Annotated in this window: 11 protein-coding genes; all 11 read right to left on the bottom strand. The window is 69.7% G+C overall.

Features of this window, described 5'->3' with window-relative positions:
• Window positions 1–73 precede the first annotated feature (73 nt).
• Window positions 74–1,483, bottom strand: coding sequence for an aspartate ammonia-lyase (gene aspA, locus OG622_RS46185; RefSeq protein WP_371583080.1), 1,410 nt, complete (start codon window positions 1,481–1,483; stop codon window positions 74–76).
• Between the two features lie 154 nt (window positions 1,484–1,637).
• On the bottom strand, window positions 1,638–2,921 hold the full coding sequence (locus OG622_RS46180) for an NAD(P)/FAD-dependent oxidoreductase (RefSeq protein WP_371583079.1): 1,284 nt from the start codon (window positions 2,919–2,921) through the stop codon (window positions 1,638–1,640).
• A 46-nt stretch (window positions 2,922–2,967) separates the two neighbouring features.
• Window positions 2,968–3,633, bottom strand: a complete 666-nt coding sequence (locus OG622_RS46175) for a haloacid dehalogenase type II (protein ID WP_371583077.1) — start codon at window positions 3,631–3,633, stop codon at window positions 2,968–2,970.
• Window positions 3,634–3,676: 43 nt separating this feature from the next.
• Window positions 3,677–4,615, bottom strand: coding sequence for an aldo/keto reductase (locus OG622_RS46170; protein WP_371583076.1), 939 nt, complete (start codon window positions 4,613–4,615; stop codon window positions 3,677–3,679).
• Window positions 4,612–6,072, bottom strand: a complete 1,461-nt coding sequence (locus tag OG622_RS46165; RefSeq protein ID WP_371583075.1) for an aldehyde dehydrogenase — start codon at window positions 6,070–6,072, stop codon at window positions 4,612–4,614. The genes OG622_RS46170 and OG622_RS46165 overlap by 4 nt, the downstream gene beginning before the upstream one ends.
• A complete protein-coding gene (locus OG622_RS46160; RefSeq protein WP_371583074.1) occupies window positions 6,069–7,022 on the bottom strand; it encodes a succinylglutamate desuccinylase/aspartoacylase family protein in 954 nt (317 codons plus the stop codon). The genes OG622_RS46165 and OG622_RS46160 overlap by 4 nt, the downstream gene beginning before the upstream one ends.
• A gap of 23 nt (window positions 7,023–7,045) precedes the next feature.
• The gene (locus tag OG622_RS46155) at window positions 7,046–8,437 is read right to left on the bottom strand and encodes an aminotransferase class III-fold pyridoxal phosphate-dependent enzyme (protein WP_371583073.1); all 1,392 of its coding nucleotides are present in this window, start codon (window positions 8,435–8,437) and stop codon (window positions 7,046–7,048) included.
• Window positions 8,434–9,300 carry an ABC transporter permease gene (locus OG622_RS46150; protein ID WP_371583072.1) on the bottom strand — a complete coding sequence of 289 codons (867 nt, stop codon included), beginning with the start codon at window positions 9,298–9,300 and terminating at the stop codon, window positions 8,434–8,436. Before OG622_RS46150 ends, OG622_RS46155 begins: the two co-directional genes overlap by 4 nt.
• Entirely contained in the window at window positions 9,297–10,229 is a 933-nt protein-coding gene (locus OG622_RS46145; RefSeq protein ID WP_371583071.1) for an ABC transporter permease, read from the bottom strand. The genes OG622_RS46150 and OG622_RS46145 overlap by 4 nt, the downstream gene beginning before the upstream one ends.
• Window position 10,230: 1 nt before the next feature.
• On the bottom strand, window positions 10,231–11,376 hold the full coding sequence (locus tag OG622_RS46140; RefSeq protein ID WP_371583070.1) for an ABC transporter ATP-binding protein: 1,146 nt from the start codon (window positions 11,374–11,376) through the stop codon (window positions 10,231–10,233).
• Window positions 11,369–12,475 carry an ABC transporter substrate-binding protein gene (locus OG622_RS46135; protein WP_371583069.1) on the bottom strand — a complete coding sequence of 369 codons (1,107 nt, stop codon included), beginning with the start codon at window positions 12,473–12,475 and terminating at the stop codon, window positions 11,369–11,371. The genes OG622_RS46140 and OG622_RS46135 overlap by 8 nt, the downstream gene beginning before the upstream one ends.
• Window positions 12,476–12,551: the final 76 nt, after the last annotated feature.

The following is a 12,551-nucleotide window of genomic DNA, read 5'->3' as shown; positions in this document are numbered from 1 at the left end:
GCCGCGGCACCGGTCACGGCTCACCACCCCGACGAAACCGCCTGTTGCCCGCCGGGCCGGTACGCCGGGCATGTCAGGTCAGGGCCCGGCTCCGGCCGGCCACGACCTCGGGGCGCAGCAGGTCGGCGAGGGTCTCGGCCGGCAACAGGCCCTTCTCCAGGACGAGTTCGGCGACGCCCCGGCCGCTGGCGAGGGCCTCTTTGGCGATGTCGGTGGCCGCGGTGTAGCCGATGTGCGGGTTGAGGGCGGTGACCAGGCCGATGGAGTTCTCCACGCTCGCGCGCAGCGCCTCGGTGTTGGCGGTGATGCCGTCGACGCAGCGTTCGGCGAGGGTGAGGCAGGCGTTGCGCAGGTGGGTGATGGACTCCGAGAGGGAGTGCAGGATGATCGGTTCGAAGGCGTTGAGCTGGAGCTGTCCGGCCTCGGCGGCCATGGTGATGGTGACGTCGTTGCCGATCACCTCGAAGGCGACCTGGTTGACGACCTCGGGGATCACCGGATTGACCTTGCCGGGCATGATGGACGAACCGGCCTGCACCGGCGGCAGGTTGATCTCGTTCAGGCCGGCACGCGGTCCCGAGGAGAGCAGCCGCAGGTCGTTGCAGCTCTTGGAGAGCTTGACGGCGATCCGCTTGAGCACGCCGGACATCTGGACGAACGCGCCGCAGTCCTGGGTGGCCTCGACCAGGTTGGCGGCGGTGACCAGCGGCAGCCCGGTGATCGCGGAGAGGTGGCGGCGCGCGGACTCGGCGTATCCGGCGGGGGCGTTGAGGCCGGTGCCGATGGCGGTGGCGCCCAGGTTGATCTCGTGGATCAGCTCGACCGCCTCCGCGAGTCGGCTGCGGTCCTCTTCGAGCATGACGGCGTATGCGGAGAATTCCTGGCCGAGCGTCATCGGCACCGCGTCCTGCAACTGTGTACGGCCCATCTTGAGGACCTCGCGGAACTCGACGGCCTTGTGGGCGAAGGAGTCCTGCAGTACGGCCATCGCCTTGAGCAGCCCGTGCACCGCGAAGACCGTCGCGACCTTGACGGCGGTCGGGTAGACGTCGTTGGTGGACTGGCCGAGGTTGACGTCCTCGTTGGGGTGCACGTACTGGTACTGGCCCTTTTCGTGGCCCAGCAGCTCCAACGCCCTGTTGGCGACGACCTCGTTGGCGTTCATGTTCGTCGAGGTGCCGGCTCCGCCCTGGATGACGTCGACGACGAACTGGTCATGGAGCTTGCCCTCGCGTATCTCCCGGCAGGCCTCGACGATCGCGGCGGCCTTCCTCGGCTCCAGCAGGCCGAGCTCCTCGTTGGCGAGGGCGGCGGCCTCCTTGACCGCGGCGAGCGCGTCGATCAGGTGCGGGTAGGCGGAGATGGTCATGCCCGAGATGGGGAAGTTCTCCGTGGCGCGCAGCGTGTGAACACCCCAGTACGCGTCTACGGGAACGTCACGGTCGCCAAGCAGATCGTGTTCACTGCGGGTGACGGCGGTCATTCCGGAACGGGCCCTTCCTCGATGCGGTTCAGGCGTGGACGTGAGTGGGTGCGGCAACAGGCCGCGAGACCGGAGAGCCGCGGGGACGTCCCAGGACCCTTGCTGGGGAAGTCCCCGCGGTTTCGACGCCGTCGGCAACGGCATCGCCATCGGCTCAGAGCAGCTTGTCCTTGGCCTTGTAGTAGGCGCCGCCGAACGGCAGGAACCAGGGGGTGCCGTTGTAGAAGGGGACGGGCACCTTCGGGAAGCCGAAGCCGCGCAGGGGGTTGGCGTCCGGCTTGCCGTCCATCATCTCGGCCACGGCCCGGCCCATGTACGTGGCCATCTGGACGCCGTGGCCGCAGTAACCCATGGAGTAGTACAGGCCGTCGACGTCACCCGCGTGCGGAACGCGGTCCCAGGAGAAACCGACCATGCCGCCCCAGACGTAGTCGATCCGCGTCCCGGCCAGCTGCGGGAAGATCTCCGTCATCTCCCGCTTGAGGATGTCGCCGCTCTTGACGTCGGAGGCCGGGTCGGAGGGGGCGAAGCGGGCGCGGCCGCCGAAGGCGAGGCGGTTGTCCGGGGTGAGGCGGACGTAGTGGCCGACGTTCTTGTGGGCGACCAGCAGGCGGCCGTTGGGGATGAGTTCCTTGGCGCGTGCCTCTCCCAGCGGCTCGGTGACGATGATGAAACTGCCGACGTTGATCAGTCGCTTGCGGAACCATGGCATCGACTTGTCGGTGTAGGCGTCCGTCGCCGCCATGACCTGCTTGGCACGGATGGTGCCGTTCATGGTCTCCACCAGGAAACCGCCGCCGGGGAGGCGGGTGAGGCCGGTGGCCGCGTTGCGCTCGTGGATCTCGGCGCCGGCCCGCTCGGCGGCGTCCGCCAGGCCGCCGACGAACTTGCCCACGTGCAGGCCCGCGCTGAGCGGGTCGAGCAGGGCACCATGGTAGTAGTCCGTGCCGAGCTCGGCCCGCAGTTCGCTCTTGCTCAGGACGACCGTCTCGTGGCCGAAGTTGTCGGCCAGGTCGCGCTGCTTGGCCCGCAGGCCGTCGAAGTGCCCGGGCTTGCAGACCGCGCCGAGGCGCCCGGAGCGGTTGAAGTCGCAGTCGATGTTCTCGGAGCGGGTGAGCTCCTCGACGACGTCGACCGCCTCGCGGAAGGCGTCGTACAGCTCACGGGCCCGCTCCTGCCCGTAGCGCTTGCGCGCCTCGGCCGGGCTGATGGTGATGCCCTGGGTACACATGCTGCCGTTGCGCCCGGAGGCGCCCGAGCCCACCTTGTCCTTCTCGACCAGGACGACCCGGGCGCCCTTGCGGGCGGCGTGGTAGGCGGTGGACAGGCCGGTGAGACCGCCGCCGATCACCACCACGTCCGCCTCGTCGGGCAGGTCCTTTCCGGAACGGTCGGGGAAGGCGGGGGCTGTGTCCAGCCAGTAGGGGATCTGCTTCATGGCGTGCGTCCTCTGCGTTCTCGGTCTGTTTCCGTTGCGCCGTCGGTCAGCAGCCGAGCAGCTTCGGCAGGCCCGACAGGTCGGGCAGCTCGTCGTAGGGCTGGTAGTCGGCGCTGCCGGGGCGGCCGTAGCGGTTGATCCACACCCGGCGCTTCAGGCCGAGGTCGCGGGTCGGGATGTGGTCGTACTCCCAGCCCTGGGCGGTGTGGATGACCTGCGACGGCTCGACGCCCATGGTCTTGAAGGCGTACTCGAAGGTCTGGCGGTCCGGCTTGTAGGCGCCGGCTTGCTGGGCGGTGATGACGTAGTCGAACTCGACCCCGATGTTCTCCACGTTCCGCGCGATCAGGTTGTCGTCGGTGTTGGAGATGATGGCGATCTCGTACTTGGTCTTCAGGGCGCGCAGCGCGTCCGGGACCTCCGGGAAGGGGCCGAAGGTGGGGACGGCCTCGACGAGGGCGTCACCGTCGGAGTCGCGGTACTCCAGGCCGTGCAGCCGCATGGCGTTGCGCAGGCTGGAGTGCAGGATCTCGTGGTAGGGGCGGTACGCCTCCAGGACGGCCTGGAAGCGCATGACGCGGAAGTCGTCGAGGAACTCGTCGACGTCCAGGTTGTCCAGGTCCAGCCGGTCCTCGAGGACCTTCAGGGTCGTGGGGCCGAGCTCGAAGTTGATCAGGGTCGCATAGGCGTCGAAGGTGACGATCTCTCGCATGGTGTTCAGCCTCAATTCGGATGACGAAGGGGATTCGGTGACGTCAGACGACGCGTTCGCCGGGGGTGACGATCGCGTCGAGTGCGGCCAGGTCGGCCGGGTCGGGGATCCAGTCGGCCGCCGCCGCGTTGGCGGTGACCTGTTCGGGGGTCATGGCGCCGCAGATGACGGAGCCGACGGCGGGGAGCGCGGCCAGCGCGCCCACGGCGACCTGGAGGAGGGTGAGTCCTCGTGCGGCGCCGTACGCGGTGAGTGCCTCGGCCTTGTCGAGGGCCGCGTCGGTGAGCCAGCCCTGCCGCCAGGACAGACGGCTGCCGGCCGGGGGCTCCTCTCCGCGCCGGTACTTTCCGCTGAGCAGGCCGTTGGCCAGCGGGTAGTACGGCAGCAGGCCGACGCCGTTGCGCAGGCAGGCCGGGATCAGGCCCTGCTCCACGCCGCGGTCGAGCAGGTGGTAGCGGGCCTGGACCGACACGAAGGCGCCGGTGAGCTGCTCGGGCGGGAGGTTGGAGCAGCCGATGTGACCGATCTTGCCCTCGCCGACCAGTTCACGGAGCGCGGCGACGGTCTCCTCCAGCGGGGTGACGCCGTCCGGCTCGTGGTACTGGTACAGGTCGATCCGGTCGGTGCCGAGCCGGCGCAGCGACGCCTCGACGGCGTACCGGATGTAGGAGCGGCCACCGCGTCGGCCGTAGAGGTCTGCCTCCGGCCCCATCTCCATACCGAACTTGGACGCCAGGACGACGTCGTCCCGGCGTCCCTTGAGGGCAGCGCCGAGAAGGCGTTCGCCGTCGCCGCGCGAGCCGCCCTGTTCGCCGAAGCCGCCGTACATGTCGGCCGTGTCGAAGAGAGTGATCCCGGCGTCGAGGGCCGCGTGGACGACGGCCTTCGTGCCCTCCTCGTCCAGACGTGCGCCGAAGTTGTTGCCGCCGACGCCGACCACTGAGACAACCGGACCGCGCTCGCCGAGCGTGCGGTATCTCATGACCGGCTCCCGAATCCGATGCACACGTTCTTGGTCTGCGTGTAGCTGTCGAGGGCCGCTAGGCCCTTCTCCCGCCCCCAGCCGCTGTGCTTGTAGCCACCGAAGGGGAGTTCGACGCCGGTGCCGACGCCGGTGGCGTTGACGTAGACCTGGCCGGCCCGGATGCCCTCGGCCAGACGCATCGCCTTGTCGATGTCGCGGGTCCAGACGTAGGACGCGAGGCCGTACGGGCTGTCGTTGGCGATGTCCAGGGCCTCGTCGGTGTCGTCGAACTCGATGACGGTGACGACGGGGCCGAAGATCTCCTCGCGGGCGCACCGGGCGTCGTTGGTCAGGCCGGTGAGGACGGTCGGCTCGACGTAGTAGCCGTCGGCCAGGGCCGGATCGGACGGCGCACCGCCGCCGGCCCGCGCCACCGCGCCCTCCTGCCGGGCCAGGTCCAGGTAGCCCAGCACCCGGTCGCGCTGCCTGCCGGCGACGAGCGGGCCGATGTCCGGGTCGGTGAGACCCGGGCCGATGCGCAGGGAGGCGGCGTGGGCGACCAGCTTGTCGAGGAACTTCTCGGCGCCCCGCTGGAGCAGCAGCCGGGTGCCGGCCGAGCAGGTCTGGCCGGCGTTGCCGAAGGCCGAGGCCGCGACGGCGGTCAGCGCCAGGTCGAAGTCGGCGTCGGCGAAGACGACGACCGGAGACTTGCCACCCAGCTCGGTGACGGAGGGCACCACGTTGGCTGCGGCGGCCTGGGCGACCTTGATGCCCGTCGGCACCGAGCCGGTGAAGGTGACCTGGTCGATCCCGGGGTGCCCGGCGAGAGCCGCACCCGTCTCCCCGTCACCGGGGACGACGTTCAGAACGCCCGGCGGCAGACCGCATTCCAGGGCGATCCTGCCGATCTCCAGCGGCGTGAGCGGTGCCTCCGGCGACGGCTTGAGCACCACGGTGCACCCTGCCGCCAGCGCCGGGGCGGAGCCCCTCGCGGTGTTCTGCAGCGGGTAGTTGAACGGGATGATCTGGCCGGAGACACCGATCGGCTCGCGGACGGTGTAGTCGATCAGGCCGGGCCCGAGAGGGATCGTCGTGCCGCCGAGCTTGTCGGCGACGCCCGCGTAGAACTCGAAGTAGCGGGCCGCCGCCTCGACATCGGCCTTGGCCTGGCGGAGCGGCTTGCCGACGTCCTGGCTCTCCAGGCGGGCCAGCCGTTCGCCCTGGTAGCGGATGGCCTCGGCGATCCGGTACAGGACCCGGCCCCGGTCGGCGGCGCGCATGCGGGCCCATTCGGGAGAGGTGAGGGCCGAGCGGGCCGCCGCCACCGCCTGGTCCACGTCCGCCTTGCCGGCCAGCGCCACCTGGGCGATGACCGCACCGTCGGACGGGTCGAGGACCGTGAAGAAGCGTCCGTCGGCGGCGGGCACCTGCTTGCCGTCGATCAGCAGCTCGGTCAACCGCAGTTCGCCGGTCATGGCCGGATCTCTCCCTGCACCTCGCCGAAGATGACGACCTCGTCGCCGGGGCGGACGGTACGGATCCGGCGGACCCAGAGCACGATGCCGTCCTGCGGGGCGAGGACCTCCTCCAGCGTGTTGCCGTAGTGGTCGACGATGTGGGCGATCAGGTCGCCTTCCTTGCAGGTGTCCCCCGGCTCGGCATGGCCGACGAAGAAGCCGCCGGCGTCGGAGCGGGCGAAAGTGCCGGAGACCGTGGTGTAGGTGTCCCGCAACTCCGCCGCACCGTCGATCATGCCGAGTTGCCGGAGGATGTTGCGGATGGAGTGCATGTGCAGGGCGACGTTCTCCTCGCGGTAGGTGCCGCCGCCGACCTCGATGGTGATGGCGGGCTTGCCCGCCGCGAGCGTGGGATGGCGCACCGTGCCGCCCCATTTGCCGCCCTTCCAGACCAGCTCGTGGCCGGCCGCGAGGGCCATCTCCGTCGCCAGTTCCTCATAGCCGCCCTGAAGGATGACCAGCGGGGCGATCTCACCGAACGTGCCGCCGGTGTGCAGGTCGACCAGGGCGTCGATGGCCGGGACGACCTGCTCGACGAAGGTGGCGGCCAGGCGCAGCGAGTACGAGCCGTCCGCGTCACCGGGGAAGATGCGGTTGAGGTTGAGGTGGTCCAGGCCGCTGGTGCGGGCCGCCGCCTCGAAGGCCGGGGTGTTCATGCAGGGGATGGCGACGAGCGTGCCGCGCAGGGTGGCCGGGTCGATCTCGGCGACCACGCGGCGGACGGCTTCCTGGCCGTCGTACTCGTCGCCGTGCACGCCGGCGTCCACACACAGGACCGGGCCGTCCTGCGCGCCGTTGACGACGATCAGTGGGATGCCGAGTTCCACACCGTAGCTGCTGGTGCCGACCGGGATGAGGCCTTGGGCGCACTCGCCGGGGGCGACGGTCAGCGGACCGATGGAGTACATGTCGTTCCTTTCCGAAACATGGATCAGATGCGGGCGGACGCCTCGGCGAGGGTCTCCGCGAGGATGTCGGCGATACGGTCGAGAAGGGCCCGGTCGCTGATCAGCGGGGGCGCGATCTGGACCAGTGGCGCGGACCGGTTGTAGACGCGGGCGAGGAGGCCGGCCTCGCGCAGCCGGCGCGGGATCAGGTCGACGATCAGGTCGGCGCGGGCGGTGTCGCCGAAGCCGCCGTCCTCGTGGTCGCCGACGAGTTCGCAGGCGTAGAAGAACCCGGCTCCCCGGACGTCGCCGACGATCGGCAGGTCCGCGAGGGATGCCATGCGGCCCGCCAAGTGGCCTTGGAGGTCACGGACGTTCTCCAGGATCCGGTCCCGCTCCATGATCTCCAGGTTGCGCAGGGCGATGGCCGCGCTCAGCGGGTGCCCGGCGAAGGTGTAGCCGTGGTTGAGGACCGCGCCGGGCCGGTTGATGACCTCGACGACGTGATTGCTGACCAGGGTTGCCCCCATGGGGGCGTAACCGGCGGTGATGCCCTTGGCGACGGTGACCATGTCCGGGCGGGCGCCGTAGCGGTCCCCGCCGAACCACTCCCCGAGCCGGCCGAAGGCCGTGATCACCTCGTCGGCGACGAGCAGGAGTCCGTACCGGTCGGCCAGCGCCCGCAGACCCTGCCAGTAACCCTGGGGCGGGGTGATGCAGCCGCCCCGGTTCTGCACCGGCTCGGCGATGAGCATGGCGACGGTCTCCGGGCCTTCGGCCAGGATCGCGTCCTCCAGCTCGACGAGCAGCCGGGCCGTGTACAGGCCGTCGTCCGCGTACTCCGGTGCGAGACCGAAGCGGTTGGTGTTGGCCACGAACCGGGTGTCGATCGCCGGCGGGCCGTACGGCTCCGTCAGGCCGGGGTCGTCGGTGAGGGAGAGGGTGCCGATGGTCAGTCCGTGGTAGGCGCCGCGCCGAGCGATGGCCTTGGTGCGGCCCGGTTCGCCGCGCAGCGCGTGGTAGCGGCGGGCGATCTTCCAGGCGGTCTCGACGGCTTCGGCGCCGCCGCTGGAGAAAAAGGTGTGCTCGATGTCCACGGGGGCGATCCGGGACAGCCGCTCGGCGAGTTCGATCGCCGTCGGGTGCGCGGAGGAGGTCCACAGCGGGCTGTAGCACAGCTCGCGCAGTTGCTTCTCCGCCGCCTCGGCGAAGTCGGGGCCGTAGGAGTAGCCGAGCTGGCAGCAGTACAGCCCGGACAGGCCGTCGATGTAGCGCCTGCCGTCGGCATCGTCGACGTACGGGCCCTCACCCCGCCGGATGACGAGGAGGTTCTCGCCCGCCGGGCCGAGCGAGCCGTTGGGGGTCATGTTGAGCAGCAGGTGTCTGGCCGCGGTGGCGGACAGTTCACCGGCCGGGGTGCGGGTGCTGGTGGTCATGAGGTTTCACTCCCGGTGGACAGGCCCACCGCGGGCTCCGTCGGCAGCAGACCGTCCTGCTTTCCGCCACCGCCGAGTCGGCGCACGGCGGCGACCAGGACGAGGGCCAGTACGGCGATCGCGATGAGCACCGCGCTGATGGCCGTCACGGACGGGTCGACGTCGAACTGGAGGACGTTGAACACCTGGACGGGCAGGGTCGTGGTGTCTACGGAGGACAGGAACTGCGAGATGAAGAACTCGTCGAAACTGGTGATGAAGGAGAAGATCGCGGCGGCGATCATTCCGGGCATGGCCAGCGGGAGCGTGATGCGCCGGGCGACGGTGAGACGGCCGGCGCCCATGCTGGCCGCCGCGTCCTCCAGCCGTTCGTCGATGCCCTTCAGTGTGGCCATGAGGATCATCACGGCGATCGGTGAGGCGAGCACGGTGTGCCCGAGGGCGATGGCGATCGGGCTGCCGAGCATGGCGGCGGGCTCGAAGAGCAGGAACAGGCCGAGGGCGATGACCACTTGGGGGATCACCAGCGGGGCGAGGACCAGTCCGTACACCGCCGAGCGCAGCGGCAGGTTGCTACGGACCAGTGCCGTGGCCGCCGTGATGCCCAGGAGGAGCGAGAACACGGTGGTCAGTGAGGCGATCAGGGCGCTCAGGGAGAGCGCGGCCGGCCACTTGCTGCCGTCGGCGAACAGCACCTTGTACCAGCCCAGCGTCCAGGAGTCCGGCGGGAAGGCGCCGAAGGCGTCCTTGCCGAACGAGGTGACGACGATAAGGACGATGGGCAGGGCGAGGAACAGCAGGATCACCGTGGAGGCGACGGTCAGGAAGATCCGCCCGGCCAGTGTCGAGCGCAGCGCGATCACGAGATACCTCGATTCTTCGCGGCCTCGCTCACGGCCTTGATCAGCCGCAGCAGGAGCAGACCCGCGAAGGTCAGGAGCAGCAGGATGATGCCGAGCGCGGCAGCGCCGTTCCACTGGCTCTGTTTCATCACCTGTTCGCTGATGAGCGAGGCCACCATGGCCTGCTTCGGACCACCCATGAGGGCAGGGGTCAGGTAGTAGCCGAGGCAGAGGATGAAGCACAGGATGCCCGCGTTGATCAGGCCGGGAGCGACCATCGGCAGGTAGATCCGGCGGAAGATCGTCAGCCTGCCCGCGCCCATGCTGGCCGCTGCGGCCGGCAGCCGGCGGTCGATGCCCTTCATGACCGCGTACAGCAGCAGCACGGTGTAGGGCAGCATCACCGAGGTGGTGCCGATGACCACGCCGAGCTCGTTGTAGAGCATCTGGAACGGAGCACCCGGGACGTCCAGGTCCGTCAGGGCGTTGTTGATGACGCCGTGTTCACCGAGCAGGATGATCCAGCCGTAGGTGCGGACCAGGGCGCTGATGAAGTGCGGCACGATGACGATGATCATCACCAGGCCTGCCCACAGTGGCTTGAGCCGGGAGACGGCGGCGGCCAGCAGGAAGCCGATGACGAGGCTGAGCAGCGAGGTCTCGGCGGAGATCCGCAGGGTGGTGAGGAGGACCTTCAGGTTGGAGCCCTGGAGGGCGTCCGCGTACCAGTGCAGCGTCCAGCCGCCGTCCTCGCCCTTGAGGCTGAGGAGCAGGGTGCTGAAGATCGGGTAGACGAACAGCACCAGCAGATAGATGACCACGGGGGCGGCGTTGAGCAGCCCGAAGCGGGTGCGGCGCTCGGACAGCGCGCGGCGCACCCGCCCCCGGGAGGCCGCGGGGGCTTTGGGGCCCGGGGCGGGAGGCGCGGGCGCGAGAACGGATCCGGCCATGTCACCCGCCTCCTTCGACCGCGAACACGCTGACGTCGTCGGGATCGGCGGTCAGGCTGACCTGTTCGCCGATGACCGGGGCCTTGCCGGCCGGGAGTTCCAGCCGTACGAGGCCGGTGTCGGCGTCGCCCGCCGGGCGGACGGTGACGCGGACGAGGGTTCCCACGTAGGTGACCGTCTCGACGGTCCCGGTACAGAACCCGTCGCCGGGCGTGCACAGCCGGAGCCGGCCGGGCTGGACCGCGGCTCGTACCCGGGCTCCCTCGGCTCCCGCCTGCGGGCGGGCCTTGAGCAGGCCTCCCGCGTCCAGCCGTACGAGGGTCTGCTCGGACGTCTGCTGCTGGACGGTGCCGGGGAGGAAGTTGGCCGCGCCGAGGAAGTCGGCGACGAACGGGGTGCGCGGGCGCTCGAAGAGCTCACGCGGGGTGTCGAACTGGTCGATCCGTCCGTCCCGCATCACCGCGATCCGGTCGGACAGGACCAGCGCCTCTTCCTGATCGTGCGTCACATAGATGACGGTCAGGCCGAGTTCCTGCTGGATGCGCTTGATCTCGGTCTGCAGCTGGTCGCGCAGCTTCTTGTCCAGGGCGCCGAGCGGCTCGTCCATGAGGATCACCGGCGGCCGGTAGACCAGCGCCCGGCACAGCGCGACACGCTGCTGCTGGCCACCGGACAGCTCGCGCGGCCGGCGCCGGGCCATGGCCGAGAGTCCGGCGATCTCCAGGGTCTCGCCGACCCGGCGGCGCAGCTCCGCCTTGGGCACGCCCCGCAGCTGGAGCGGGAAGGCGACGTTCTCCCAGACCGTCATGTGCGGGAAGAGCAGGTACTGCTGGAAGACGAAGCCGAGGCCGCGCTTCTGCGGCGCGAGGCGGGTCACGTCACGGCCGCCGACGACGATCTGGCCGGAGTCGGGCTCGCAGAACCCGGCGATCATCATCAGGGTGGTGGTCTTGCCGGAGCCGGAGGACCCCAGGAAGGTGACGAACTCGCCGCCCGCGATCTCCATCGAGACCGTGTCGACAGCGGTCACGCCGCTGTACGTCTTGCGCAGGTCCGTGACGGAGAGGGGTTTTCCGGTGCCGGTCCCCGGCGGCGGGAAGACCACCGGGGACGACTGGTGCGGCGACTTCAGGTTCAGCTCAGGCATTGACCCACTCCTGCCAGCGCTTGGACACGGCCGTCTCGTTCTTGATCCACCACTCGACGTCCAGGTCGAACCCGGACTTCAGGTGCTCGGGCGAGCTGGCCAGATTCCCGGCGGCGGCCGAGGAGAGCTTCTTGTAGGCGGCGGGCACCACCGGGGCCATCGGATAGACCTCGGCGTAGGCGGCCTGGATGTCGGGACGCAGCGCGAAGTCGACGAGCTGGTAGGCGGCGTCGAGGTTCGCGGTCCCCTTGGGGATGCAGAAGCCGTTGCTCTGCCGGCGGGCACCGTTCCACTGGTAGGCGAGCGGCGAGCCGCCCTTGATCAGGGCGTCGAGACGGCCGTGCCACACGCTGGTGGCGACAACCTCCTCGCGGCCCAGCAGGACGCCGGGCAGGGCACCGGTGTCCCAGTACTTGCGGACGGAACCCCTGATGTTGTCGAGGGACTTGAAGGCGCGCTCCACATCAAGGGGGTACAGCTTGTCCAGGGGCACGCCGTCGGCCAGGAGGGCGAACTCCAGTTCGGGCAGGTCGGCGTCGCGGGCCTGGAGGGCGCGGCTGCCCTTGAACGCCTTGGTGTCCCAGAAGTCGGCCCAGTTTTCAGGCTTCTTGCCGTCGAAGGCGTCGGTGCGGTACGCCATGACGCTGGCCCAGTAGTTCTTGCCGATGCCGTGGGACATCATCAGGGACTCGGCGATGCCCGCGTTCTTGGTGCTCTTCAACCGGTCGTAGTCGAGCGCCTCGGTCGCGTCCTGGTCCTTGAAGCGGATGACGTCGGCCATGGAGGTGTCGATGACGTCGAACTGCGGGCGGCCCTGCTTGATCTGGGCGAGCAGCTGCGCGTACGCGATGTTCACCACCTTGATCTGGATGCCCGTCTCCTTGGTGAACGCGTCGTAGACCGCCTTCTGGTTGGCCTCGCCGTACGTGCCACCGCTGTTGCGCACGACCAGCGTCTTGGAGCTCTTGCCGCTACCGGCGGTCGTGCTGCGGCTGCTGCCGGTGCCACAGGCACTCAGGGCGGACGCGGCGGCAAGACCCGCCGTGACTCCGCCGACTCCGCGCAGGAACAGCCGGCGGTCTATCCGGACATCTCTCATCGTGTGCCTCCTGGGTGGTGCTGCAGGGAAGGGGGGCAGGGGGGTGTGGGGCGCTGCGGGCAGGGGGGCGGGGGTA

It is taken from the genome of Streptomyces sp. NBC_01314, from assembly GCF_041435215.1.
Classification (GTDB): Bacteria; Actinomycetota; Actinomycetes; order Streptomycetales; family Streptomycetaceae; genus Streptomyces.
Note: the sequence above shows the minus strand (reverse complement) of the source record. Positions and strands in the feature narration are given on the sequence as shown.